Origin of the sequence: Actinocorallia populi (assembly GCF_002995495.1) — a bacterium.
Lineage (GTDB): Bacteria > Actinomycetota > Actinomycetes > Streptosporangiales > Streptosporangiaceae > Actinocorallia > Actinocorallia populi.
In genome coordinates, this window is the sequence record NZ_PVZV01000001.1 from 160530 (window position 1) to 185400 (window position 24871).

General features: G+C 71.9%; 26 protein-coding genes. 13 read left to right on the top strand and 13 right to left on the bottom strand.

Features of this window, described 5'->3' with window-relative positions; genetic code table 11:
- Nucleotides 1-72 precede the first annotated feature (72 nt).
- Nucleotides 73-693, bottom strand: a complete 621-nt coding sequence (locus C2865_RS00805; protein WP_106396338.1) for an MBL fold metallo-hydrolase — start codon at nt 691-693, stop codon at nt 73-75.
- A gap of 125 nt (nt 694-818) precedes the next feature.
- Here C2865_RS00805 and C2865_RS00810 point away from each other — a divergent pair, with 125 nt between their 5' ends.
- Both C2865_RS00810 and C2865_RS00815 read left to right on the top strand, forming a co-directional pair.
- On the top strand, nt 819-2798 hold the full coding sequence (locus C2865_RS00810; protein WP_106396339.1) for an SCO7613 C-terminal domain-containing membrane protein: 1980 nt from the start codon (nt 819-821) through the stop codon (nt 2796-2798).
- Nucleotides 2799-2814: 16 nt separating this feature from the next.
- Entirely contained in the window at nt 2815-3069 is a 255-nt protein-coding gene (locus C2865_RS00815; RefSeq protein ID WP_106396340.1) for a YiaA/YiaB family inner membrane protein, read from the top strand.
- 7 nt (nt 3070-3076) lie between these two features.
- On the opposite strand, the gene C2865_RS00820 is transcribed toward C2865_RS00815, so the two are convergent.
- Nucleotides 3077-3286 carry a hypothetical protein gene (locus tag C2865_RS00820; protein ID WP_232835273.1) on the bottom strand — a complete coding sequence of 70 codons (210 nt, stop codon included), beginning with the start codon at nt 3284-3286 and terminating at the stop codon, nt 3077-3079.
- A gap of 461 nt (nt 3287-3747) precedes the next feature.
- Here C2865_RS00820 and C2865_RS00830 point away from each other — a divergent pair, with 461 nt between their 5' ends.
- Nucleotides 3748-4758, top strand: coding sequence for a quinone-dependent dihydroorotate dehydrogenase (locus C2865_RS00830; RefSeq protein WP_106396342.1), 1011 nt, complete (start codon nt 3748-3750; stop codon nt 4756-4758).
- Between the two features lie 6 nt (nt 4759-4764).
- Here C2865_RS00830 and C2865_RS00835 read toward each other — a convergent pair whose 3' ends face one another.
- Nucleotides 4765-6201, bottom strand: a complete 1437-nt coding sequence (locus C2865_RS00835; protein WP_408608282.1) for a DUF7059 domain-containing protein — start codon at nt 6199-6201, stop codon at nt 4765-4767.
- Between the two features lie 16 nt (nt 6202-6217).
- Here C2865_RS00835 and C2865_RS00840 point away from each other — a divergent pair, with 16 nt between their 5' ends.
- Entirely contained in the window at nt 6218-6886 is a 669-nt protein-coding gene (locus C2865_RS00840; RefSeq protein WP_232835274.1) for a SanA/YdcF family protein, read from the top strand.
- 60 nt (nt 6887-6946) lie between these two features.
- Here C2865_RS00840 and C2865_RS00845 read toward each other — a convergent pair whose 3' ends face one another.
- The gene (locus C2865_RS00845) at nt 6947-7159 is read right to left on the bottom strand and encodes a DUF3073 domain-containing protein (protein WP_106396343.1); all 213 of its coding nucleotides are present in this window, start codon (nt 7157-7159) and stop codon (nt 6947-6949) included.
- Between the two features lie 275 nt (nt 7160-7434).
- Nucleotides 7435-8490 carry a Glu/Leu/Phe/Val family dehydrogenase gene (locus tag C2865_RS00850; RefSeq protein ID WP_106396344.1) on the bottom strand — a complete coding sequence of 352 codons (1056 nt, stop codon included), beginning with the start codon at nt 8488-8490 and terminating at the stop codon, nt 7435-7437.
- Nucleotides 8491-8614: 124 nt separating this feature from the next.
- Here C2865_RS00850 and C2865_RS00855 point away from each other — a divergent pair, with 124 nt between their 5' ends.
- Both C2865_RS00855 and bldC read left to right on the top strand, forming a co-directional pair.
- Complete coding sequence (locus tag C2865_RS00855; protein ID WP_106397404.1) at nt 8615-9391, top strand: DUF8083 family protein; 777 nt, start codon at nt 8615-8617, stop codon at nt 9389-9391.
- A gap of 326 nt (nt 9392-9717) precedes the next feature.
- On the top strand, nt 9718-9921 hold the full coding sequence (bldC, locus tag C2865_RS00860; RefSeq protein WP_012850682.1) for a developmental transcriptional regulator BldC: 204 nt from the start codon (nt 9718-9720) through the stop codon (nt 9919-9921).
- 111 nt (nt 9922-10032) lie between these two features.
- On the opposite strand, the gene C2865_RS00865 is transcribed toward bldC, so the two are convergent.
- A complete protein-coding gene (locus C2865_RS00865; RefSeq protein WP_106397405.1) occupies nt 10033-10728 on the bottom strand; it encodes a TetR/AcrR family transcriptional regulator in 696 nt (231 codons plus the stop codon).
- Nucleotides 10729-10982: 254 nt separating this feature from the next.
- Here C2865_RS00865 and C2865_RS00870 point away from each other — a divergent pair, with 254 nt between their 5' ends.
- The 3 genes from C2865_RS00870 to C2865_RS00880 all read left to right on the top strand — a co-directional run bounded on the left by C2865_RS00870 (nt 10983) and on the right by C2865_RS00880 (nt 13350).
- The gene (locus C2865_RS00870) at nt 10983-12026 is read left to right on the top strand and encodes a LacI family DNA-binding transcriptional regulator (RefSeq protein WP_106396345.1); all 1044 of its coding nucleotides are present in this window, start codon (nt 10983-10985) and stop codon (nt 12024-12026) included.
- A 168-nt stretch (nt 12027-12194) separates the two neighbouring features.
- Nucleotides 12195-12437, top strand: a complete 243-nt coding sequence (locus tag C2865_RS00875) for a hypothetical protein (RefSeq protein WP_106396346.1) — start codon at nt 12195-12197, stop codon at nt 12435-12437.
- A gap of 85 nt (nt 12438-12522) precedes the next feature.
- On the top strand, nt 12523-13350 hold the full coding sequence (locus tag C2865_RS00880) for an N-acetylmuramoyl-L-alanine amidase (RefSeq protein WP_332873318.1): 828 nt from the start codon (nt 12523-12525) through the stop codon (nt 13348-13350).
- Between the two features lie 35 nt (nt 13351-13385).
- Here C2865_RS00880 and purM read toward each other — a convergent pair whose 3' ends face one another.
- Together purM and purF are read right to left on the bottom strand one after the other, a co-directional pair.
- Nucleotides 13386-14411, bottom strand: coding sequence for a phosphoribosylformylglycinamidine cyclo-ligase (gene purM / locus C2865_RS00885; RefSeq protein ID WP_106396348.1), 1026 nt, complete (start codon nt 14409-14411; stop codon nt 13386-13388).
- Nucleotides 14412-14423: 12 nt separating this feature from the next.
- Nucleotides 14424-15881, bottom strand: a complete 1458-nt coding sequence (gene purF, locus C2865_RS00890; RefSeq protein ID WP_232835275.1) for an amidophosphoribosyltransferase — start codon at nt 15879-15881, stop codon at nt 14424-14426.
- Nucleotides 15882-15975: 94 nt separating this feature from the next.
- Between purF and C2865_RS00895 the strand changes: the two genes are divergently transcribed.
- Nucleotides 15976-16332 carry a hypothetical protein gene (locus C2865_RS00895; protein WP_198653067.1) on the top strand — a complete coding sequence of 119 codons (357 nt, stop codon included), beginning with the start codon at nt 15976-15978 and terminating at the stop codon, nt 16330-16332.
- On the opposite strand, the gene C2865_RS00900 is transcribed toward C2865_RS00895, so the two are convergent.
- Together C2865_RS00900 and C2865_RS41705 are read right to left on the bottom strand one after the other, a co-directional pair.
- Entirely contained in the window at nt 16329-16979 is a 651-nt protein-coding gene (locus C2865_RS00900) for a LamG domain-containing protein (protein WP_106396350.1), read from the bottom strand. The two genes, C2865_RS00895 and C2865_RS00900, sit on opposite strands and share 4 nt — an antisense overlap.
- A 78-nt stretch (nt 16980-17057) precedes the next feature.
- Nucleotides 17058-17537, bottom strand: a complete 480-nt coding sequence (locus C2865_RS41705) for a sterol carrier family protein (protein ID WP_332873319.1) — start codon at nt 17535-17537, stop codon at nt 17058-17060.
- On the opposite strand from C2865_RS41705, the gene C2865_RS00910 reads away from it, so the two are divergent.
- Both C2865_RS00910 and C2865_RS00915 read left to right on the top strand, forming a co-directional pair.
- Nucleotides 17463-19013 (top strand): serine/threonine protein kinase, encoded by a 1551-nt coding sequence (locus tag C2865_RS00910; protein ID WP_157963499.1) that lies wholly within the window; start codon nt 17463-17465, stop codon nt 19011-19013. The two genes, C2865_RS41705 and C2865_RS00910, sit on opposite strands and share 75 nt — an antisense overlap.
- Nucleotides 19014-19170: 157 nt before the next feature.
- Entirely contained in the window at nt 19171-20079 is a 909-nt protein-coding gene (locus C2865_RS00915; protein ID WP_106396352.1) for a coiled-coil domain-containing protein, read from the top strand.
- 90 nt (nt 20080-20169) lie between these two features.
- Here the strand turns inward: C2865_RS00915 and C2865_RS00920 are convergent, their stop codons facing one another.
- A complete protein-coding gene (locus C2865_RS00920) occupies nt 20170-20793 on the bottom strand; it encodes a LysE/ArgO family amino acid transporter (RefSeq protein WP_106396353.1) in 624 nt (207 codons plus the stop codon).
- Nucleotides 20794-20864: 71 nt separating this feature from the next.
- Between C2865_RS00920 and C2865_RS00925 the strand changes: the two genes are divergently transcribed.
- A complete protein-coding gene (locus C2865_RS00925; protein WP_106396354.1) occupies nt 20865-21749 on the top strand; it encodes a LysR family transcriptional regulator ArgP in 885 nt (294 codons plus the stop codon).
- Nucleotides 21750-21934: 185 nt separating this feature from the next.
- On the opposite strand, the gene purL is transcribed toward C2865_RS00925, so the two are convergent.
- The gene (gene purL, locus C2865_RS00930) at nt 21935-24181 is read right to left on the bottom strand and encodes a phosphoribosylformylglycinamidine synthase subunit PurL (protein ID WP_106396355.1); all 2247 of its coding nucleotides are present in this window, start codon (nt 24179-24181) and stop codon (nt 21935-21937) included.
- Nucleotides 24178-24852: a phosphoribosylformylglycinamidine synthase subunit PurQ gene (purQ, locus tag C2865_RS00935; protein WP_106396356.1), complete on the bottom strand. Its 675-nt coding sequence runs from the start codon at nt 24850-24852 to the stop codon at nt 24178-24180. The genes purL and purQ overlap by 4 nt, the downstream gene beginning before the upstream one ends.
- Between the last annotated feature and the right edge of the window lie 19 nt (nt 24853-24871).

A 24871-nucleotide genomic window follows, 5' to 3' on the forward strand; every position in this document is an offset into this window, starting at 1 on the left:
CTGTGGGGCCGTCATGCAATCAGCGCCGCCGCCCCCCGCCCGCGGCACACACGGAGCGTTAGCGAGCTGTGATCACAGATCGACGCCCTCACCCGGCGCCAGACGGACGTATTCGGGCGCGGTGAGCGAATCCAGCATGCGATCGAACACCGCGATGCCGTCGTCGCCGAGGATCGCCTCGTGGATGGGGTGGACCCGCTGCGGGGCGACGCGCTCGATGTAGTCGGTCCCCTCGCTCAGCTTCATCCACGGCGCCGCCGTCGGCGCGAGGAGCGTGTGCACCGGCAGTTCCGGCACGGTGAAGCTGTCGCCCGGGTGGAAGATCCCGTCGAAGTAGTACCCGACGTTCTCGATCACGGGGAGTGACGGATGAATCACCGCATGCTTCTCACCGAACACCTTGACCTCCAGGCCCGCGGCCCGGATGACGTCGCCGTGGCGGACCGCCGTGAAAGGCGTGCCCTTCAGGAACTCCTCCAGGGACGGCGGCCCGTAGATCTCCAGGTCGGGGCGGCGCGCCTTGAGGTCCCGCACGGCGTCGGGATCGAGGTGGTCGAAGTGCACATGCGTGATCAGGACGGCGTCCGGGTCCTCCAGGGGCGCGGAACCGGAGAAGGCGCCGGGGTCGACGACCAGACGGCCTTCGGAGGTCTCGAAGCGGATGCAGGAGTGCGGGAACTTCACCATTCTCATGCGCCCATCATTCCCCGGCCCGGCTCGGGCCCCTCCGGCGTCACCGCGCTCCGCGCCCGGGTGACCAGACCTTTCTGAGTATCTCTACGGATGTCCGGAAGCCCTTCCGCAGGGAAGATCCCCCTATGACCAGCTGTGCCGCCTGCGGCGCGCCCCTGCCGCAGGAGCCCCCCTCCCGCTGCCCCGCCCCCTACTGCGGATTCCCCCTCGGCCTTCCCGAAGCCGGCGAACTGCGGGAGATCCGGGAGCGGCTCGACGCGCTGCGGGCCGAGATGGACCCGCTCCTGGCCCGCCGCGCCGAGATCCTCCGCCTCGCCCGCGCGGCGGCCGCCGCGTCCCGCCCCGAACTCGACGCCCGGCGCGCCCGCACCCTGCTGCTCGGCCTCGGCGCGAGCCTGCTCGGCATCGCCGCGCTGATCTTCACCGTGGTGAGCTGGGGCCGGCTCGGCCTCCCCGCCAAGGCGGCCGTCCTCACCGGCCTGGCCGCCCTCGCCCTGTACCTGCCCTGGCCCCTGGCACGGCGCGGGCTCACCGCGACCGGCGAGGCGCTCTCCGCGCTCGGGCTGCTCCTGCTGGTCCTCGAGGGCTACGCCGCCTTCTCCTACGGCCTCTTCGACGGTGTCCCCGGCGACTGGTACACCGCTTTCTTCGCGTTGTTCCTGGCGCTCGGCTGGACGGCCTATGCCAAGTACTCCCCGTTGCGCACGCCCCTCCCCGTGGCGGTCGTGGTGCTCCAGTTCCCGCTGCCGCTGCTGGCCTACGCCTACGACGACGCGGTCCCGTACCCGTTCGTCGCCGCTCTGCTCGCCGACGGCGCGTTGACGCTGTTCGTCCTCCGCCGCACGGCCCGGCGCGCCTCGTCCGGCTCCGCCGCGGCCGGTCTGTCCTTCGCACTGGTGATCCTCACCGCCTACGCCGCCGGGAACCTCCACCAGCGGGACGAACAGCTGAAGGCCGCCCTCTTCCTGGCCGCCGTCGCCGTCCTGGCCCGCCTGTGGTCGCGTGAACACCGTTTCTTCGGAGTCCCCGCGGGACTCGCCGCCGTCCTGGCCGTCGCCTTCCCCCTGCAGGACCTCCTTCCCCGCGCCCACGCGGTCACGGCGTTCTCCCTGGCGGCCCTGATCCCCCTCCTGGCGACCGCACGGGGCGGACGGTGGCACGGGGCCACCGCGATGGTCCGCGGAGTCTCCTGGGCCTTCCTGGCCGCGTCGGGCCTGTTCTCGCTGTACGCCCTCGCCGCGACCCTCCTCGGCCCCGAACGGACCGTCCCCGGACCCGTCCCGATCGTGCTGGGCCTGATCGCGCTCGGCATGGCCGCCGAACGGCTCCGCCCCGCCGCGACCGTCTTCGCCGCGCTGGCGCTCCACGCCGTCGCCCCGGCCCTGGCCTTCGGAGACGAGGCCGTCCGCGACTGGCAGACGGCGGTGGTCTGCCTGCTCATCGTGCTCGCCGCCGCCTTGCGCGAGTCCGTCGCCGAGACGCTCCTCGCCCTGCTCCTGCTGGTCTGCCTGCCCGGCCCCCCGCACCTCGGCCCGCAGGCCGTGCTCCTCCTGCTGCTGACGGCGGGCGGCGCCGCGGCCCGCAACGTCCCGGCCCGCCTGATGCTCGGCATCGCCGCCGCCCTGTGGTCCGGCGTAGTGGTCTTCGACGCGGTCGACCGGCTCGGCTGGACCCCGCCGCCGGAGACCTTCACCCTCCCCGTCGCCCTGGCCGGTCTCCTGCTCGGCCTCGGCTGGCGGAAGCGTGCCGGATCGTCCTGGCTCGCCTACGCGCCCGGCCTCGCCGTCCTCCTCGGCCCGAGCCTCCTGCTCATGCTCGACCAGGACGGCTGGACCCGCCCGCTCCTGCTCGGCGCCGCGGCGCTCGCCGTCTGCCTGGCCGGCGTGCGGCTCGGGCTGCAGGCCCCCGCCGTCCTCGGCGGCCTGGCACTGCTCCTGGACGCCGCGCACCAGACGGCCCCGTACGTCCGGGACGCCGTCACCGCGCTCCCCCAGTGGATCCCCATCGCCGCCGCGGGAGTCCTCCTGCTCTCGCTCGGCGCGACCTACGAGCGGCACATCCGCCGCGCTCGCAGCCTGTACTCCCGCCTCTCAGCCATGCACTGAACCGAAGGAGCTCCCCATGGCACCCGCCCCCAGGAACATCACGTCCAACGCGTTCTTCTTCCAGGCCGCCATCTCGTTCGTCATCTCGTTCGCGGCCGTCGGGCTCGGGATCGTGTACCTGCCCGTCGACATGTGGGTGCGCGGCTTCCTCGGCATCGCCATGCTGTACGTCATCACCTCGACGTTCACGCTCGCCAAGTGCATCCGCGACCGCCAGGAGATGGCCGCGCTCGAACGCGTCGCCGCGGGCTCGCCCTACTACAGCTCCTGAGGACCGCTCAGCCGCGCACCGGCAGGGGATCGTGCTCCTTGCCGGTGCCGCCGCACATGCGGCAGGGCTCGTCCACCCGCACCCAGCCGATAACGCCGCCCGCCTCGCGCTGGGGCTTCTCCGGACGCCACCAGCCCGAACCCTCACAGAACCGGCAGACCAGGTCGTCCCGATCGCACCACCGGCAGAGCTCGAGCCCGCACCGCTCCGGGATCACCGGCACAACCCGGTGCCGTCGCACACATGGCAGTTCTCCACGCTGTCCACCCAGGTCACCGAGCCGTCCTCCCCCTGCCGGGGGCGCTGGTAGGTGACCCGCCCCGATCCCGTGCAATGGCCGCAAGGCGGTGGATCGTCTCTCGCCAACCCGCACCCACCCCCTTCTCCCGCGACGCCCCCGTCCACATGAGGACGCGTGCCTGGCGGCACGCTACCCGTGGCTGAACGCGCGCTAACGCGCGCTGCACGATCCACATGAGGACGCTTGCCTGGCGGCACGTACCCGTGACCGAACGCGCGCTAACGCACACTGCACGATCCACACGAGGACGCGTGCCCGGCGGCACGTACCCGTGACCGGGCGCGCGCTAACGCACGATCCAGGATGACCCGCGGGATCCCGCGCGTCCACCGCGACCCCCCGCCCGCGCGCGCCACGCCCGCCTGAGAAGATGGGACATCGTGTACGCGCTGCTGTTCTCCCAGGTGCTCCGGCGGATCGACGCCGAGCGGGTCCATCATCTGACCATCAGGCTGCTGCGCGTGATCCAGGCGGTCCCCGGACTGGCCGGACTGCTGCGCAGGCTGCTGGGGCCCAAGGGGCCCGAGATCGAGGCGTTCGGCCTGCGGTTCCCCGGGCCGCTCGGGCTGGCCGCCGGGTTCGACAAGGACGCCCAGGTCTACGAGGCCCTCGCCGGCTTCGGGTTCGGCCACGTCGAGGTCGGGACGATCACCGGCGAGCCGCAGCCCGGCAACCCGCGCCCCCGGCTGTTCCGCCTGCCTCCCGACCGCGCCATCGTCAACCGGATGGGCTTCAACAACCGGGGCGCGGCGGACGCGGTCGCACGGCTGCGCCGCAGGCGCGACGTCGTCGTCGGCGTGAACATCGGCAAGACCAAGGCTGTGCCCGAAGAGGAGGCGGCCGCCGACTACGTGAAGTCGACGAAGCTGCTGGCCCCGCTCGCCGACTACCTCGTCGTCAACGTCAGCTCGCCCAACACGCCGGGTCTGCGCAACCTCCAGGCCGTCGAGCACCTGCGGCCGCTGCTGCGGGCGGTGCAGGACGCCAAGGGCGGCACCCCGCTGCTGGTCAAGATCGCACCCGACCTGGCCGACGAGGACGTGGACGCCGTCGCCGACCTCGCGCTGGAGCTGGGCCTGGACGGCATCATCGCGACCAACACCACGATCTCCCGGGAGGGCCTGCGCGGCGACCCCGCCATCGCGGCGCAGGCGGGCGGCCTGTCCGGCGCGCCCGTCAAGCACCGCTCGGTGGAGGTCCTCGAACGGCTGAAGGCCAGGACCGGCGACCGGCTCACGCTGGTCTCCGTCGGCGGCATCGAGACCGCCGACGACGTGCGCGCGCGCCTGGCCGCCGGCGCCACCCTCGTCCAGGGCTACACCGGGATGATCTACGGCGGCCCGCTCTGGGCCTACAAGATCAACCGGGAGCTGCGCCGGGGCCGCTGACCGCGCTCAGCCCGTGACCGCGAAGAAGCCGTCGGCCACCAGCTCCGGCAGCACCGCCTCGGCGTGCGCCCGCACCGCCTCCTCCTCGTCGCCGGTGAGCTGGGCGATCGCCCCGAGCAGCGGGTCGAGCGGGAGCGTGCCGTCGCAGACCCCGGCCAGCGCCGCCTCGGTGGTGCCGACGGCGGTCGCGCGGCGCAGCCCTCCCGTCTGGCGCAGGATGATCCGCTCCGGGTCCTCCGCCCCGGGGCGGCCGACCTGCTCCTGCACCACGCCGTCGGCCAGGCGCAGCAGGGAGAACGGGTGGTCCGCGGCGGAGATGCCGTCCAGGACGTCCGCCACGTAGGCGCCCACCGGCTGCTCCACCGGGTGGCGCAGCTCCTCGACCCGCACCGAGTCGCCGCCCTCGCGCAACGTGATCCAGCCGAAGCCGACGCCGGTGACGCGGTGGCGGTCGAAGTAGTCGAGCCACTCCTCGTAGCGGGCGCGATACTCGGGGGTGCCCGCCTCGCAGGAGTCCCGCAGCCACAGCTCGGCGTACTCCGCGGGGTCCTGGACGTCCCGCTGGACGACCCAGGCGTCGCAACCGGAGATCCAGGAGGCCACCCGCTCCTCCCAGGGCTCGTCCTCGACCAGCAGCCAGTTGGCCAGCAGCTGGCACCAGCCGCCCTCGGTGAGCCGCGACGGGGCCTGCTCGACCAGCCTGCGGCAGAGCTCGTCGCCGGGCAGGCCGGACTCCCGGTAGGTGAACCGCCCGTCCGGGGAGATCACGAAGGGCGGGTTGGAGACGATCAGGTCGTACCGCTCGGGCACCGGCTCGAACAACGAGCCCAGCCGGAGTTCGGCGTCCACCTCGGAGAGGCCGAGACCGAGCCGCGCCAGCTCCAGAGCGCGCGGGTTGGTGTCGGTCGCCACGATGCTCCGGGCCCGGTCGGCGGCGAGCAGCGCCTGCACGCCGGAGCCCGTCCCCAGGTCCAGCAAGTTATCCACAGGCTTGTGGATAACCAGCCGCGCCAGGTTGTAGGAGGCGCCCCCCACCCCGACCACGTGGTCGTGCCGCACCGGCCCGTCCCCCGGCCTGATCTTCAGGTCGGAGACCGCGTACCGGACGGGCCCGGGGGCCTCCAGCGGCTCGACGTGGAGCAGCGCGCGCAGCTCGTCCCCGGACCGTTCGGCGAGCCCCGCGGCGACCAGGGCGTCCGCCGGAAGCCCGGCCGCCGGAACCGGCACCTGGAGCCAGAAAAGCCTGGTCAGCAGGGACAGGGGCGATCCGTCACGGGTCGCTCGCAATGCGGGCACGATCTCATCACGGGCCAGCGCGCCACCGGCCACGGGGCCTAGCGCGTCACGCACTCCGGCCACCGTGTACCCGGCCCGCTCGAAGTGGGAACGAAGGGTCTTCAGCACCCGCACCATCCTGCCGGAGCGCGCGCGAAGGACGCGCATCGCTACAGTGATCGCCGTGAGTCCACGATGGATCCCCCCGCGGCTGCGCTCACCGAAGTTGTGGATAACTCTGGCCGCGAGCACGCTGGCGGTGGTGCTGGCGCCCACCGGGTGGACCTACGGGACCACCCGGGGACACGTCACCGACCTCTCGAACGCCCGCGCCGCCGAGACCGCCCTCGTCCTCGGCGCGGGACTGAACCCCGCCGGCGGACCCAGCCCGTTCCTCGCCGGACGGCTCGACCTCGCGATCGAGCTGTACCGGCGCGGCAAGGTCCGGGCCGTCCTGGTCAGCGGGGACAACAGCCGCACCGGGTACGACGAGCCGACCACCATGCGCGACTACCTGCGCGAACACGGCGTACCCGAGGACAAGATCGTCCTCGACTACGCCGGGTTCGACACCTGGGACTCCTGTGTCCGCGCCAGGAGGATCTTCGGCGCGGACAGCGCGATCGTGGTGAGCCAGGACTTCCATGTGGCCCGCGCGGTCGCGCTGTGCCGACGAGCCGGCCTCGACGCCCAGGGCATCGGCGACCGGCAGCCCCACCTGGGCCCCACCGTCTACGGCTACCTCCGGGAGGTGCCCGCCACGCTCAAGGCCATGACCGACGTCGTCCTCGACCGGGACCCGAGGTTCCTCGGGCCCCGTGAGGACGGCCTCGACCGCGCACTGGGCGGGTAGACGCGCCTGGACGGCGGATATGACGAAGCCACTGCCCGTCACCGGGCAGTGGCTCGACTATCAGCCCGCAGAGCTATCCCTCGGCTGGTCGTAGTCCGCGTAGTCCGCGTACTTGTCCAGCAGCTCGTCGTCGTAGGAGTCTTCGACTTCCGTCACCGGACGGGAGGACACTCCCAGCTCGTCCGAAAGGCGGTCGAGGTCAGTATGGCCGCCGTTGTACTTCAGCTGGCGAGCGACCTTTACCTGCTTGGCCTTGGCTCGGCCTCGCCCCATTGGACTCGACCCCCTTGATGGTCAGGGCTTCTACTGGCCCTATCGCTACGCTTACGCACACGCGCTGACACGTCTGAGCCATGCGTCAGCTACGGGTACCACCGTACCCGTTTTACACCCAGCTCGGTACGTGTCTCCGCGGCGGCGCATCGCTTTACCTTCGCGGAAACCAGTCTAACCGGTGGGGACTACCGCCCTGACCTGCGGAGGAACGTTCTAGAGTGATCCTTTGAGGACTCCACGTGATTTCCGTCGGACGGCACCCGAGCGTGCGATCAACGCCAGATGCTCCTAAGGCGTCCGACTTCGGACATTCGGCGCTCCGCCAGCCGGTCGGCCGCCACCGCCGGGGGGACCGCGTCCCGCTCGGCCAGCTCGAAGATCCGCCCGGTGGTGTCGAAGATCCCGGCCGCCCGCGCCCGGGCCCGCTCCATGGAGAAGCCCTCGATCTCGTCGGCCACCTGGATGACCCCGCCCGCGTTCACCACGTAGTCGGGGGCGTAGAGCACTCCGCGTTCGGCGAGCACCTTCTCGATGCCCGGATGGGCCAGCTGGTTGTTGGCGCCGCCGCAGACGATCCGCGCCTCCAGCGTGGCGGCGACCTCGTCGGTGAGGGCGCGGCCCAGCGCGCACGGCGCGTACACGTCCAGCTCCGCGGCGAGCAGGTCGGCGGCGTCCGCCGCGACCGTCGTCATCGGATGGGCGGCCACCACCCGGGCGGTCGCCGCGGCGTCCACGTCCCAGATCACCAGCCTGGCGCCGTCCTCGGCGAGCAGGTCGGCCAGCCGACGCCCGACCTTGCCGACGCCCTGGATGCCGACCAGCCTGCCGCGCAGGGTCGGCTCGCCCCAGACGCGCTCGGCGGCGGCGCGCATGCCCTGGAAGACCCCGAAGGCCGTCAGGACCGAGGAGTCGCCCGCCCCGCCGGCCGCCTCGGTGCGCCCGGTGACGAAGCGCGACTCGCGGGCCACGTAGTCCATGTCGGGGCTGTAGGTGCCCACATCGCAGGCGGTGACGTAACGGCCGCCCAGCGACTGCACGAAACGCCCGTAGGCGCGCAGCAGCGCCTCGGACTTGTCGCGGGAGGGGTCTCCGAGGATGACGGCCTTGCCGCCGCCGTGGTCGAGCCCCGCCATGGCGTTCTTGTAGGTCATGCCGCGGGAGAGTTCGAGCACGTCGGCCAGTGCCTCTTCCTCAGAGGCGTAGGGATAGAAACGGGTTCCCCCCAGCGCCGGGCCGAGCGCCGTCGAGTGGATCGCGATGATCGCGCGCAGGCCGCTCGCCTTGTCCTCGCAGAAGACGACCTGTTCGTGCCCCTGAAAAACGGTCACAGAGCCAGCCTAAGACCGTCCGGGGACTCCCTGGGCCATGATTCGGCCCCGAGTCCCCACCGGGAATTACAACGAGAGGATTTCGGGGCGCGTCCGCACGGTGTGTGCGTGTCACCATGCGGTCGTGCTCCCGTACACCGCTTACCTGAGGGTCTACGAACCGCTCGAGGCGTTCCCCGAGCCGGAGCGCTCCCGGTGGGAGGCCCGTCCGGGGGACTCCGAGAGCGCCGGGCGCCTGGAGCACGCGGGGCATGCGGATCCGGGGCGGCCGGGGCCGCTCCCGCCCGCGGGCGGGGCGGAGATGCGCAGACCACCCGTGTACGACAGCCAAAGCGCTTATGTGCGGCATTTCTCCGGCGAGGTATATATCTGCCCCTGGCGGCGCCGTCTGCGCTCCTGGGAGGCTTTCAGCGCCGTACGCGGGGCGTCTCTCGTCCCGGAGGCACCGGCCGACCCGCACATCCGCGAGAGCAACTGGCATGTGCCGTTCCCCTGGTTCGTCCCCTTCGTACGCGAGGAGCGCACGCTCGAACTCGGCGGGACCGGCGCCTCCCCGCGCCGCTCCCTGACCTACCTGACCACGATGGCGCGGGCCCGCCGGCGCCTCACCCGGGCGGCCGTCGCCGGCGAGCGCGCCATGACGGACGTGTCGCCCTTCGGGGACGCCCAGAGCCTCCAGGAGGAGCTCTCGGCCTTCCATCCGCGGTCCCTGGTGGAGCTGGACTACGGCGGGCTGGTGCATCTGGTGGACGACGACACGCTGAACGCGGACGACTCCGTCGGCGAGTGCGCGGTGGCGCTGGTGGCGCTGGAGCGGGACGAGCTCGAACTGGCCGTGGCGATGCAGTTGCGACTCAGGACGCGTTGGCGGGCGATCCGGTCACTCCAGAGCGCCAACTGACATTCAGCAAAGAGCCAGCAAAAACCCCTGCTCACAGCCCTGCGTGACGGTTTGCCTAGATCTGGCTAGGACAAACTCCCGCAGAAAGTTCTCGATTCTCCCCGCCATGCCACCATACGTGTCGCTAGAATCACGCAGCGTAACCCAGTCATCACGAACACGCAGATTTGAGCCAGGGACTTGCTTACTGCGCTGAGTGATGGCAAGGTTACACCTTGTGATGTCATAGCGGCTCGTTCCGGGCCATAAGAGACATCGGCGAACCGCGCGAAAAAGAAGATCGCAGGATCGGCTGTCAGACGGTCCACGGAGGAGAGGCCGCAAAGATGTCAGCACGTACACCCGAGGCAGAGCCCTTGCTGACCCCGGCGGAGGTGGCGACGATGTTCCGCGTCGACCCCAAGACCGTCACGCGTTGGGCGAAGGCCGGAAAGCTCACGTCCATCCGGACGCTGGGCGGCCACCGGCGCTACCGCGAGGCCGAGGTCCGCGCGCTGCTCGCGGGCATCCCGCAGCAGCGGTCGGAGTAGGGCCTCCGGGCGGAGAGACAACCGCAAAGGGCTCAATGAGCCGTCGAGTCGCCTATCGGGGGCCTCGACGGCTCAGCTTTGTCGGGCCGGCCTCTCAGCCGGGCGCCTCCCTCAGGAGGCCCCCAGGGTCCGGGAGGCCACCCCGATCTCCTCGTGGACCAGCCTGTCGTAGGCCTCCCGCAACTGCGGGTCGTGCCTGGTGGCGTTGCGCACCAGCAGGATGTGCTGCTCGACCAGCAGGGACTGCAGCTCCTCCCGGGGCAGGTCCCGGTGCTGCAGCCAGTCGAGCGCCGACGTCTCCACCAGCGACATCCAGCCGCGCAGGGTGACGCGCAGCACCGGGCCGGGAGAGGCGATGGCGAACTCGCGCAGGATCCGGTCGAGCAGCAGCACGCGGGTGCTCTCGACGATCTCGCTCACCTCGCCCGACGCCGACGCCGGGCCGCCCCGCAACATCGCCAGATAACCGGCGGCGTGTTCTTCCACGAAGTCGAAATACCGGTCCAGGGCCGCGGCCAGCCGTTCCAGCGGGGTGCCGTCGCCGGTGGTCGAGAGCAGTTCGCTGAGCCGGCCGGCCGCGCTGCGCAGCGCGGCCAGGTAGAGCTCCTGCTTGCCGCCGAAGTAGTGGTAGACCAGCGCGCGCGACGCCCCCGCCGTGGCGGCCACGTCATCGATGGAGATCTCCTCCGGGGCCCTGCGGCTGAAGAGTTCGAGCGCGGCCTCGATCAGCTCGTCACGCCGCTCGTCGACGCTGAGTCTTCTTCTGCCGCGCCTGCCGGTGGTCCCTGCGGGCGCACGATCGTCCATCAGCGAAGCGTATCCGAGGAAACCGGCCGGTGGCCGCCCGGTCATGTTCGTGACGGACGTGCTACCGCCAGGTCACGAACAGATGTCCCGGCGGCCTTCCCCTATTTCGGCCCTTCTATCACGACCAAATAAACACGACCGTTACTCGCGGTTACGAAGCCGTTTGGCGTTATCGGGGGGCATCATGGCATCTTCTTCCTGAGAAGTGACCAAGATATTGCGGCAGGCCTGTTCTTCCCCCCGACAGGAGAGCCATGTCAGCTGACGAAAGCGCCCCGCGGCTCGACGCGGTGCCCCGGCAGTCCGCGAGCAAGCCCACGATCCGCAACGTCGCGGAGCGTGCCGGGGTCTCCAAGTCCCTGGTCTCCCTGGTCATGCGGGGTTCGCCGCATGTGAGCGAACGCCGCAGACAGGCGGTGCTGAAAGCCGCGCGGGAGCTCGGCTACCGGCCCAACGCCGTGGCGCGCAGCCTCGTCGAGGGGCGCACCCGGCTCATCGGCGCGCTCGTGGCCGACCTGCACAACCCCTTCTTCGCCGAGTTCCTCGACGGGCTCCAGGAGAGCCTGCACGGCGAGGGGCTGCGGATGCTGGTCGGCTCCGGCCGCTGGGACCCCCTCTTCGAGGCCGAGGCCGTCGAGGCCTTCCTGGAGATGCGGGTCGACGGCCTGGTGCTGCTGAGCGTGGTCCCCGACTCGCTGCGCGAGGCCGCCTCCAGCGTGCCCGTCGTGCTGGTCGGCGAGCGGGACGTCGAGGGCGTCGACATCGTGGTCGACGACGACGAGCTGGGCGCCAGCCTGGCGGTGGACCACCTGGTGGCGCACGGGCACCGGCGGATCGCCCACATCGAGGGCTCCCCGTCCGCGACCGCGCGCTACCGCAGGGCCGGCTACGAGGCGGCGATGGCCCGGCACGGGCTGGCCGACCAGGTCGTCGTGGAGCCGGGCGACTTCACCGAGGACGGCGGGTACCGCGCCGCGCGGGCGCTGCTCACCCGCGGTGTGCGGCCGACCGCCATCTTCGCGCCCAACGACCTGGTGGCCACCGGCGCGCTGTCGGCGACCGACGAGCTCGGCCTGCGGGTGCCGCAGGACGTCTCGATCATCGGCTACGACAACACCCACCTGGCGGCGATCCGGCACATCTCGCTGACCAGCGTCGACCAGCCGCGCCGGGACATGGGGCGGGTCGCCGCCTCGTTGTTGTGCTCCCGGATCGAGGACCCCTCCCGGGAGGTGCGCCAGGAGCTGGTGCTGCCGCATCTGGTGGTGCGTGCCACGACCGGACCGGTGGGCGGCTGAACGACACCCCCGCCATGGGGAGATCTTTCCCCCCGAACGGGTAAGGCGGGTTCCAAGATTCCGCCGAACCGCTGACCCGGCACGCCCCGCGGCCCTTGGATGGTGACCGGCGACGCCGGCGGAGCCGAGGGCGCCGCCGGTCGGAGAGTGCCACCGAGGGGGACGATCGTGCGGGATCCGGAACTGGTGTCGTGCGCCCAGCGCGCGGCGAGCGAGCTGGAACGCGCCTGGCAGCGGTGGCGGCAGGCGCGGGGCCTGACCGAGTCCGCGCCCGCCGCGGAGTCGGTGGCCAGTTATGTGGCGCATTCGCTGGACCACCCGTGGGGGCGTCCCCGGGTGGTGCTCGGGCTCGACGCCGAGGAGGCCCGCGCACTCGCCGCGCTGCTGGGCCGCGAGGACGCCGCCCGCTGATCCGAGATCATCCCGGGAGCCGGCCGCACCGGGTTTTCGCCATAGACTGGGTCGGTTGGTAACAGACCGATCACAGGAGCTGATCTTGGCGAACGGACGCAAGGCCCTCGCACTGGCACTCGGCTCGGTCGCCGTGGCCAGCGTCGGGCTGGTCTCGTGCGGCGGGTCCGAGACGCCGACCGCCGAGCCGCCCACCGCCGGTCCGAACGGCGAGCGGTCCCCCAACGGCGCGGGCGGCTCGGAGTCGCACCGGCAGTCCGCGGCCTCCCTCAAGGGCAAGACGATCGTGCTCGACCCCGGCCACAACGGCGGCCCGGTCAAGGGCCACCAGGTGTTCGTCGGCAACGGCTACAAGGCCTGCGACACCAGCGGCACCTCGACCGACGCCGGCTACTCCGAACACGCCTTCGCCTGGGACACCTCCCAGCGCCTGCAGAAGGCGCTGCGGGCCCAGGGCGCCAAGGTCGTGCTGACCCGCCCGAACGACACGGGCTCGGGACCGTGCGTCGACGAACGGGCCGAGATCGGCAACGAGAACAAGGCCGACGCGGTGATCTCCATCCACGCCGACGGCGCCGCCGCGAGCGGCCGCGGCTTCCACGTGATCAAGCCCAAGCCGGTCAAGGGCCTCAACGAGGAGATCGCCGCCCCGTCCAGCAGGCTGGGGGACGCCGTGCGCGACGCCTACCGGTCCGGCACCGGCATGCCGTACGCGAACTACATCGGCACCGACGGCATCACCGTCCGGGACGACCTGGGCGGCCTCAACATGTCCAAGGTGCCGAAGATCTTCATCGAGACCGGCAACATGCGCAACAAGACCGACGCCGCCAAGCTGAGCGACGCCGGCTTCCGCCAGCGGATGGCCGTGTCGATGGCCGCGGGGCTCACCCGCTACCTGACCGGCGGGTGATCCGCCCGGGGGCCGGGAGACGGCCCCGGCGGGTTTCAGACCAGAACGGCCCGCCCCGTGCCCTCGACGACCTCGCCCAGCCGCCAGGCGGGCAGATCGCGGGACGCGCACAGCTCCAGCGCCCGCTCGGCCGCCTCCGGCGCGACGATCGCGGCCATCCCGACACCGAGGTTGAAGGTCTTGTCCAGGTCGGCCTGGGCGACCTTGCCGTGGCGGGCGAGCACCTCGAAGATCGGCGGGACCGTCCAGGAGGAGCGCCGCAGCACCGCGTCCGCGCCGGACGGCAGGGAGCGCGCCAGGTTCGCGGCCAGGCCGCCGCCGGTGATGTGGGCGAACGCCCGGACGCCGCCGGCGTCCTTGAGCGCCAGGCAGTCCAGCGCGTAGATCCGGGTCGGGGTGAGCAGCTCCTCGCCCACCGTGCGGCCCAGTTCGGCGACGGTCCGCTCCAGGGTGAGCTCGGACTCCCTGAGGATGTGGCGGACCAGCGAGTAGCCGTTGGAGTGGATGCCCGAGGAGGCCATCGCGATCACCACGTCGCCGGGGCGCACCCGCTCGGGGCCGAGCAGCTCGTCGGCCTCCACCACGCCGGTCGCCGCGCCCGCCACGTCGAACTCGTCGGGCTCCAGCAGGCCGGGGTGCTCGGCCGTCTCGCCGCCGACCAGGGCGGTGCCGGCCAGCACGCAGGCGTCGGCGATGCCGCCGACGATCTCGGCGATACACTCGGGCACCACCTTGCCGCAGGCGATGTAGTCGGTCATGAACAGCGGTTCGGCGCCGCAGACCGCCAGGTCGTCGACGACCATGCCGACCAGGTCGTGGCCGATCGTGCCGTAGATCCCCAGCCTGCGGGCGAGGTCGACCTTGGTGCCGACCCCGTCGGTGGAGGTGGCCAGCAGCGGGCGGCGGTACTTCAGCAGCGCCGAGACGTCGAAGAGGCCGGCGAAGCCGCTGGCGTCGTCCACGCACTCGGGGCGGCGGGACCGGGCGACCCGCGACTTCATCAGCTCGACCGCGCGCTCGCCGGCGGCGATGTCGACTCCGGCTGCCTCGTACGTGCTCACTCTGGGGCTTCCTTAACGGGTGGTCGTGGGCTCGAGGACGTGCTTGCCGCGGGCGGCCTCCTCGACCGGGATCGGGTAGACCCCGTCGAAGCAGGCGCGGCACAGCCGCTCCTTGGGCTGCTCGGTGGCGGCCACCAGGCCGTCGAGCGAGATGTGGCCCAGGGAGTCGGCGCCCAGCGACTGGCGCACCTCCTCCACGTTGAGGTTGCCGGCGATCAGCTCGGCGCGGGTGGCGAAGTCGATGCCGTAGAAGCACGGCCAGCGCACCGGCGGGCTGGAGATGCGCACGTGCACCTCCAGGGCCCCGGCCTCGCGCAGCATCTTGACGATGGCCCGCTGGGTGTTGCCGCGCACGATCGAGTCGTCGACCACGACCAGTCGCTTGCCGGCGACCGCCTCGCGCAGCGGGTTGAGCTTGAGCCGGATGCCCAGCTGCCGGATGGTCTGGGACGGCTGGATGAACGTCCGGCCGACGTAGGAGTTCTTGACGAAGCCCTGCCCGTAGGGGATGCCCGAGGCCTCGGCGTAGCCGATCGCGGCGGGGGTGCCGGACTCCGGCGTGGGGATCACCAGGTCGGCCTCGACCGGGTGCTCGGCGGCCAGCAGGCGCCCCACCTCGACCCGGGTGGCCTGCACGGACCGGCCGGCGATGGTGGTGTCGGGGCGGGCCACGTAGACGTACTCGAAGATGCAGCCCTTGGGGCGGGGCTCGGCGAACCGCTCGGAGCGCACGCCGTCGGCGTCGATCGCGATGAGCTCGCCGGGTTCGACCTCCCGGACGAACTGGGCGCCGACGATGTCGAGCCCGGCGGTCTCGGAGGCCACCGCCCAGCCGCGGTCCAGCCGGCCCAGGACCAGCGGGCGGATGCCCTCGGGGTCGCGGGCGGCGTACAGGGTCTGCTCGTCCATGAAGACCAGCGAGAAGGCGCCGCGGGTCACCGGGAGGATCTCGTGCGCCGCCTTGAGCGGGCCGCCCTCGCGGGTGGCCAGCAGCGCGGTGAGCACCTCGGTGTCGGTGGTCGCGGTGAGCTGCCCCGGCTCCAGCATCGCGGCGAGCTCGGGGGTGTTGATCAGGTTGCCGTTGTGGGTCAGCGCCAGCGAGCCGTGCCCGGTGGCCCGGAACGTCGGCTGGGCGTTCTCCCAGGTGGGCGAGCCGGTGGTGGAGTAGCGGCAGTGGCCGATCGCCATGTGGCCGCGCAGCGTGGACAGCACCGACTCGTCGAAGACCTGGGAGACCAGGCCCATGTCCTTGAAGACGACGATGCGCGCCCCGTCGCTGACCGCGATGCCAGCCGACTCCTGGCCGCGGTGCTGCAGGGCGTAGAGGCCGTAGTAGGCGAGCTTGCTCACCTCGGCATCCGGAGCGGCGTCCGGTGGTACCCAGACGCCGAAGACGCCACAGGCGTCCTGCGGGCCCTTGTCGTGGGGATCGAGCTCATGGCTCAGACGTCCATCGGCATAGCGCGACACGTTGTCCAGTCTAGGGTCAGGGACCGGGTGGTTTTTAAGCGACCCTTGCCGTGGGGGAAGGCGTGACCCGCCTCGCGGGGGGAAACCTGGGGGCATGGCACTGCCCCGCTCTCCCAGCAGCATCACGGTTTCCCCCGAAACACGCGTGACCGGAGCGTCCGCCCTGATCCTCGGGACCGTTGGATTCCTCACTTTCTGGATGTGCGGCCTGGGCATGCTGCTCGCCGTGGCCGGGATCGCGATCGGCGCGTACGCCGTGCGCCGGGACCGGGGGCGCGGCCTGGGCTACGCCGGGATCGCAATGTCCGTCCTGACCCTGGTGGTCGCGACGGGCGCGCTGGTGTGGTTCGGGCGCCAGGCCGTGCAGTGCGCCGCGCAGTACAGCGGCAGGCAGGAGCGGTCGCACTGCCTGGACGCCAGGTTCCCGCTGCTCAAGGCAGGCCGTCCCTAGCCGAGCCCGGCCAGCACGGCCACCGCCTCGCCGGTGAGGGCCGCGGAGTAGACGCGCAGGTCGGCGATGCCGCCCACGAAGCCCAGCCCGTTCGGGTCGGAGCCCAGGTAGGTCTGCCCGGACGGGGAGACCACCGGGCGGTCCAGCCGGACGGCGCGGTCGAGTTCGCCGTCGAGGTAGACGTAGATCTCCTCGGGGTCGACGATCACCGCGACGTGCACCCAGCGGTCCTCGGGCAGCCGGGAGGCGGTGTCGGCGTACGTGGCCCCGCCCCTGGCGGTGAACAGCTGGAAGCGCAGGCGCTGCTCGTCGGGGTAGAGCCAGCAGCCCATGCCGCGGGCGTCTCCGGGGCCCACGGACTTGTAGAGGGCGCCGCGCCAGGTGCCGGTGGGCGGTTCGCCCAGGCGGAGGAGGAACGCGACGCCGAACCCGAAGAGCTGGTCGAGTTCGAGTTGCGGCGCGGCGGGGATGACGGCCCTGTCCCCGCCGTGGAAGCTCAGGGCACGGCCGGTCCTGGCGGGGACCAGGTCCACCGCCGGGTCGAGCAGGGCGGGCAGGCCGCCGCCCGTCACGTCCAGCGCGCGGCGGTCCAGCGGGTCCGTTCCCCGGATGGTGTCTTCTTCGAACGTCCAGTGCGCGGCGAGCATGACTTGCACAGTCCGCTTCTCCCGGGCTCCTGGCAAGACCCAAAAGGCCAACCGGGCGGCAGCGACCGGCAAAGCCCGCTAGAGCGTGATCAAAGGGAGCAATTCCCCCAGGTCAGAGCGGGTGCCGCTGGCGCGGACCCTGCCGTCGGCCACCGCCTCGGCCCAGGCCAGCCGGCCGGTGGCCAGCTCGACGAAGCTGCGCGCGTCGGTCTCGACCACGTTGGGCGGGGTGCCCCTGGTGTGGTGTGTGCCCGCCACGCACTGGACGGCCGCATACGGAGGAATTCTTACTTCTACTGACTTTCCGGGTGCCCTCTGGACCAGAAGTCCGAGAAGATGCTTCACTGCGGCCTTCTCCACCGCGCGTTCCGGCCGCTCCCCCGCGGCGTAGGCCGAGATGGTCCGGGCCACCGCCTCCATGCTGGCATTCACCAGGACGACGTTACAGGCGGGCGCGCGGACCGGTAGAAATATGCCGGTTGAGTGCGATCTTTCGAGGTGACCATGTCCGACGTCCAGCCGCTGCAGCCCGGCGATCCCGGCCGACTCGGCGATCATCAACTGGAGGGGCGGCTCGGCGAGGGGCGCCGGGGAGTGGTGTTCCGCGGCCTCCACGCGGGCGCTCCGGTGGCGGTGAAGCTCCTGCACACCCGGCTCAGCGGCGACCCCGAGTCGCGTGCCGCCTTCCTGCACGAGGCGATGGCGGCCCAGCGCGTCAGCGGCAGCCGCACCGCACGGCCGGTCGGCGCCGACGTCGCGGGCGACTGGCCGTTCCTGGTGACCGAGCAGGTGGTCGGGCCGTCCCTGCAGCAGATGCTGGTGCAGAGCGGCCGGGGCGACCGGACCACGGTGGAGCGCCTGGCCGTCGGGATCGTGCTCGCCCTCGCCCAGCTGCACAAGGCCGGGATCGCCCACCTGGACCTCAAGCCCACCAACGTGCTCATCTCCCACGACGGGCCGGTGCTGACCGACGTGGGCGTGGTCCGCGCGCTGACCGCCGGAGGGCTGCCCCCCGACCCGGGCGTCCCGGCGTTCCAGGCCCCCGAGCAGCTGGACAGCGGCAACCCCGGGCCGAGCAGCGACATGTGGGCCTGGGCCGCGGTCGTGGCGGCCGCCGCGTCCGGCAAGCCGCCGTTCGGCGACGACAACGCCGAGGCGGTCGCCGTCCGGGTGCTGCACTCCGACCCGGAGCTGCACAGGCTCCCGGACTCCGTGCGCGACATGGTCGTCATGGCGCTCAACAAGGACCCCTTCCGGCGGCCCACCGCCGAGATGGTGCTGCAGACGCTGCTGCGCCGCGGGCTGCCGCTGCCGGCGGCCCAGCAGACCGAGGCGCAGCACCTCCTGACCGCCCCGGCCCCGGAGGACCCCTGGTCGGCCGAGAGCACCGCCGCGATGCCCGTGCTGGAGTCCGCGCTCTCCACGGGCCCCGCCGGACCGGAACGGCCCGCCGACCCGTTCTCCGGCCCCTACCTCCCGCCCGCTCCCGACCGCGACGAGTGGCCCCGGCCCGAACCGCTGCCGAACATGACGGCGGCGTGGAACGGGCCGCCGCCGGTCGACGTGCGCACGCCCGCCGCCGCCCGCCAGGACCAGCGCATGATCAAGGGCCTGGGCGCGCTGGTGATCGGCGTGGTCGTGGGCATCATCGTGATCACCCTGCTGTGGAACGGGGCCGAGAAGGAGGCGCCGCAGGCCGCGCAGACCAGCGCACCGCCCGCGCAGAGCGAGGCGGCCTTCAGCGGCACCTGGCGCGGCACCGCCACCAACCAGGCGGGCGTGCAGTTCAGCATCGAGGTGACCTTCACCGACGCGCAGCAGGCCACGGCCAAGCTCGGCGTGGGCAACTGCGCAGGCAGGCTCACCCGCACCGGCGGCACGGGCCAGGAGATCCAGATGTCCTTCACCCGGACCGGCGGGCACTGCACCCCCGGCGCCGTCACGGTGAAGGACCCCGGTGACGGCAGCCTCGTCTACTCCTGGACCAAGCCGGGAGGCAAACACCACTACGAGGCCACCCTCAAGCGTGGTTGAACCGCCAGCGCGGGACCGCTTCTTCCGGCAGACTGGCCGCGCCACCACCCTGAACGGTGCCGCGCGGCCGCATGACAGTAAAAATCGATTGGTCGTTTTTGGGGCTACTCTTTGCGAGATTGCCCCGCAGACCGCAAGAGGGCGAGAGGAGACCCCCGTGACGTCAGTCCGGCGCCGCGCCGGGGCGGCCCTGGCCGCCGCCATCGGAGCACTGATACTGGCAGCCCCCTCCTCCGGCGCCGTGGTCCCCCTTCCCAGCGACGGCGACAAGCTGCGGCAGCTGTCCAAGCAGCTGAACGCGCTGGACAAGGAGCTGGGCGGGGAGCTCGAGGAGCTCAAGGACATCCGGCGGTCGGCGCAGCTGGCGCTGCAGCGCAAGAAGGACCTCGCCAAGGACCTCGACCGCTCCCGCAACGTCGTCTCCCGGCTGGCCTCCAGCCAGTACATGGCCAACGGCATCGACCCGACCCTGTCGGTCCTGCAGCCCGGCGACCCGAGCACCCTGCTGTCGGGCATGTCGCTGGTCAGCCACCTGGCCACCAACGAGTCCCACCGCACCAACCAGATCCAGCACACGCTCGACCTCCAGGCCGAGGCGGCCAAAGAGGCCAAGGACAAGCTGAAGAAGCTCGAGAAGAAGATCAAGCAGCTCGAGACCCGGAAAGACGACATCAAGAAGCAGATCGAGCGGTTCGCCCCGACGCCCATCGTCGGCGAGGGCGGAATGACCCCTCGAATGCGGACCCTTCGCGACGCGATCCTGGAGAAGTACCGGCCCTTTCCCATGATCGGCTGCACGCGTTCGGGCGACCCCATGGACCACGGCTCCGGCCGCGCCTGCGACTTCATGGAGAGCGCCGCCGGCGCGATGCCGACCCCCGACCGCCTCAGGCACGGTGACCAGGTCGCCGCGTTCGCGATCAACAACGCCCAGAAGTACGGCGTCAAGTACGTCATCTGGAAGCAGCGCATCTACGACATCCGCAGCCCCGGCTGGTCGGCGATGTCCGACCGCGGCAGCATCACCCAGAACCACTGGGACCACGTGCACATCTCGGTCTTCTGACACCCGCCGCGTGCAAGAGCCCGCTCCCTGTGAAGGGAGCGGGCTCTGCGGTGTCCGGTGGGGTGCGGCTCGGGCGCGCCGTACGGCCTGTCAGGCGCCGGCGACGAGGGACACGGCGATGGCGAGCATGACGGCGGCGATCACGCCGTCGAGGACGCGCCAGGCGTTCGGGCGGGCGAGCAGGGGGCGCAGGGCGCGGGCCCCGTAGCCCAGGGCGGTGAACCACAGCAGGCTGGCGAGGATCGCGCCCGCGCCGAACCACCAGCGGCCCCCTCCGCGGCCGCCGGCCACCGAGCCGAGCAGGGTGACCGTGTCGAGGTAGACATGGGGGTTGAGCCAGGTGAGGGCCAGGGCGGTGCCCGCCACCGCGGCCGTGCCCGCACGGCCGGCGCCGGGGCTCCCGGCGTCCTCGTGGCGCAGGGAGGTCCCGGTGGGACGCAGGGCGCGCAGGGCGGCCAGGGCGGCATAACCGGTGAGGAACGCCGCCCCGCCCCAGCGCATCACCGTGTCGAGCCGCGGCATCGCCGTCAGGAGGGCTCCCGCGCCCGCGACCCCGACGGAGATCAGGATCGCGTCCGAGAGAGCGCAGATCGCCACCACCACCCCCACGTGCTCGCGGCGCACGCCCTGGCGGAGCACGAACATGTTCTGCGCGCCGATGGCGACGATGAGGGACAGGCCGAACCCGAGTCCGGCGAGGCTGTGGACGAACATGCCGTCGAACCTATGGAACGTTCCGTGATGTAGTCCAACGAATGTTTCTGAGGCTGCATTAGATTTGCTTCATGGAACTGGCCCAGCTGGACGCCCTGATAGCCGTGGTCGACGAGGGTTCGTTCGACGGCGCCGCCCGGGTGCTGCACGTGACGCCCTCGGCCGTCAGCCAGCGCATCAAGGCGCTCGAGTCCGCGGCCGGGGCCGTGCTGCTGCGCCGGGCCCGGCCCGTGACCGCCACCGGCCTCGGCACCGACTACGTGCGGCTCGCCCGCCAGGTGCTGGCGGTGGTGCGCGAGTCCGGCCTGCCCGGCGGAACCGACGGCGCCCCGGCCGCCGCGCTCCCCCGGGTGCCGCTGGCGATCAACGGCGACTCCCTCAACACCTGGGCGATGGCGGCGCTGGCACGGGTCGGGGACCTCGCCGTGTTCGACGTCCACCGCGAGGACCAGGACCACTCGGCGGAGCTGCTGCGCTCCGGCGAGGTCATGGCCGCCATCACCACGCAGGCGCGTCCGGTGCAGGGGTGCACGGCGGTACGGCTCGGCGTCATGCGCTACCGCCCGTTCGCCGCCCCGGCGTTCATCCGGCGGTGGTTCCCTCAGAGCGTCACGCCCGAAGCCCTGGCGCACGCCCCGGTGATGATGTTCGACCGCAAGGACGACCTGCAGGACCGCTACATGCGCGAACGCACCGGGCGCGACCTCGAGCCGCCCCGGCACTACATCCCCTCCACCGCCGACTACGCGCGGGCCATCGCCCACGGCCTCGGCTGGGGCCTGCTCCTGGCCGAGCACTCCGACCCCCTCCTGGCCGAGGAGCGGGTGGCGCTCCTGGATCCCGACGGCCACGTCGACGTCGAGCTCCACTGGCAGCAGTGGTCGCTGCGCACCCCCGTCCTCGACGCGGTCGCCCAGGCCGTCCGCCAGGCCGCAGCGGCCTCCCTCCTGCCCTGACGGGCACCCGAGCCCGTCCGCCCGCCACCTCAGCCGCTTCCTGCCTCAGAACGCCCGCCACGGCCGCACCTCCGCCTCGGGAGTCCCGTCCGTCTCCGCCGAGGCCCCGCCGCGCCTGCGGTGGAGAAAGACGCAGAGCCCGCCCCCGGAAGGGGCGGGCTCTGCGGCACGAGTCGCGCAGGGCGTCAGGCCATGAGGCCCGGGATGGTGCCGGTGTGCGCCTCGCGGAGCTCGGACAGCGGGATCGAGAAGACGCCGTCCAGGGTGAAGGCGTCGCCGCCGACCACGCCGATGGTGGTGAGCGGCACGCCCGCCTGGCCGCAGATGTCCACGAAGCGGGCCTCGGCCTCGGGGCGGACGGCCACCACGGCGCGGGCCACGGACTCGGAGAACAGCTCCGTGAACGGGTCCTCCTGCAGGGCCACGCGGACGCCGAGGCCGCCGCGCAGGGAGGCCTCCACGAGGGCCTGGGAGAGACCGCCGTCGGAGAGGTCGTGGGCGCCGGACACCAGGCCCTCCTGGGCCGCGGTGATGAGCACCGAGCCCAGCGCCGCCTCGGCGGGCAGGTCCACCCGCGGCGGGAGGCCGCCGAGGTGGCCGTACATGACGTGCGCCCACTCCGAGCCGCCGAACTCCTCGCGGGTGGTGCCCAGGAGGACGAGCTTGTGGCCCTCGGCGGCGAACGCCATCGCGGTGCGGCGGCGGACGTCGGCGTGCACGCCCAGCACGCCGATCACCGGTGTCGGGTTGATCGGGGTGCTGCCGGTCTGGTTGTAGAAGCTGACGTTGCCGCCGGTGACCGGGATGCCCAGCGCCAGGCAGGCGTCGGCCAGGCCCGCGGTGGCCTGGGAGAACTGCCACATGACGCCCGGGTCCTCCGGGGAGCCGAAGTTCAGGCAGTTGGTGACGGCCAGCGGCTGCGCGCCCGTCGCCGCGACGTTGCGGTACGCCTCCGACAGCGCCAGCTGCGCGCCCGCGTACGGGTCGAGCCGGGTGTAGCGGCCGTTGCCGTCCAGGGCCAGCGCGACGCCCAGGCCCGTCTCGTCGTCCAGGCGCACGACGCCGGCGTTCTCCGGCTGGGCCAGCACGGTGTTGCCCAGCACGTAGCGGTCGTACTGGGAGGTGATCCACTCCTTGGACGCCAGGTTCGGCGAACCGGCCAGCCACAACACCGTCTTGCGCAGCTCGTCCCGGTTGGACGGGCGGGCGAGCCGGCCCGGGGTGTCGGCCTGCAGCCGCGCCTGGTCGGCGGGCACCGCGACCGGACGCTCGTAGACCGGGCCGTCGTGCGCGGCCGTGCGCGGCGGGATGTCGACGATGACCTCGCCGTGCCAGGTCATCACCAGGCGGCCGGTGTCGGTGACCTCGCCGATGACCGTGGCGGGCACCTCGTAGCGGGCGCAGACGGCCATGAACCGCTCGACGTTCTCCGGCGTGACGACCGCCATCATCCGTTCCTGCGACTCGCTCATGAGGATTTCCTCGGGGAGCAGGTTCGGGTCGCGCAGCGGGACGCGGTCCAGCTCGACGGCCATGCCGCCGGAGCCGCCCGCGGCCAGCTCGGTGGTCGCGCAGGAGACGCCGGCCGCGCCGAGGTCCTGGATGCCCTCCACCAGGCCGCTCTGGAACAGCTCAAGCGAGCACTCGATGAGCAGCTTCTCCATGAACGGGTCGCCGACCTGCACCGAGGGCCGCTTGGCCTGCGACTCCTCGTCGAAGCTCGCCGAGGCCAGCACGGACGCGCCGCCGATGCCGTCGGGGCCGGTGTAGGAGCCGTAGAGCACGACCTTGTTGCCGGTGCCGGACGCCGACGCCTTGTGGATGTCCTCGTGCCGCAGCACGCCGATGCACAAGGCGTTGACCAGCGGGTTGTCCTGGTAGCAGGGGTCGAAGACCGTCTCGCCGCCGATGTTGGGCAGGCCGAGGCAGTTGCCGTAGCCGCCGATGCCGCTGACCACGCCGGGCAGGACCCGGCGGGTGTCGGGGGCGTCGGCCGCGCCGAAGCGCAGCGAGTCCATCACCGCGACCGGGCGGGCGCCCATCGAGATGATGTCGCGGACGATGCCGCCGACGCCGGTGGCCGCGCCCTGGTAGGGCTCGACGAACGACGGGTGGTTGTGCGACTCGACCTTGAAGGTCACCGCCCAGCCCTGCCCGACGTCCACGACACCGGCGTTCTCCCCCATGCCGACCAGCAGCTTGTCGGTCTTGGGGGCCTTCTCGCCGAACTGGCGCAGGTAGATCTTGGAGCTCTTGTACGAGCAGTGCTCGGACCACATGACCGAGTAGATGGCCAGCTCCGAGGCGGTCGGGCGACGGCCGAGGATGTCGCGTACCTTCTGGTACTCCTCGTCGTTCATGCCCAGTTCCTTGTACGGCTGGGGCTGCTCGGGGGTCCGGTGGGCGAGGGCGACGTTGTCGGTACCGCTCATGCGTTGATCAGGCCCTTGACGATCGAGGTGAAGAAACCGAGCCCGTCGGTGGTCGGGCCGGTGAGGGACTCCACGGCGTGCTCCGGGTGCGGCATGAGCCCCACCACGTTGCCGGCCTCGTTGGTGACGCCGGCGATGTCGTTGAGCGAGCCGTTGGGGTTGACGTCCATGTACCGGGCGACGACCCGGCCGGACGACTCCAGCTCGGCGACGGTCTCGGCGGACGCGGTGAAACGGCCGTCCATGTTCTTCAGCGGGACCACGATCTCCTGGCCCTGGGCGTACTCCGACGTCCAGGCCGTGCGCGCGTTCTCGATCCGCAGCCGCTGGTCGCGGCAGACGAAGTGGCCCTCGGCGTTGGGCATGAGCGCGCCCGGCAGCAGGTGGGCCTCGGCCAGCACCTGGAATCCGTTGCAGATGCCCAGGACCGGCAGCCCGGCCCTGGCGGCGGGGATCAGCTCTTCCATCAGCGGGGCGAACCGGGCGATCGCCCCGGCGCGCAGGTAGTCCCCGTAGGAGAAGCCGCCGGGCAGGACCACCGCGTCCACTCCCCGCAGGGAGGTGTCGGCGTGCCACAGGGCCACGGGCTCTCCGCCCGCTATGCGCACCGCTCTGGCGGCGTCACGATCATCGAGGGAACCAGGAAAAGTGATGACGCCCACACGGGCCATCGGCACTCCATTGCTGTCC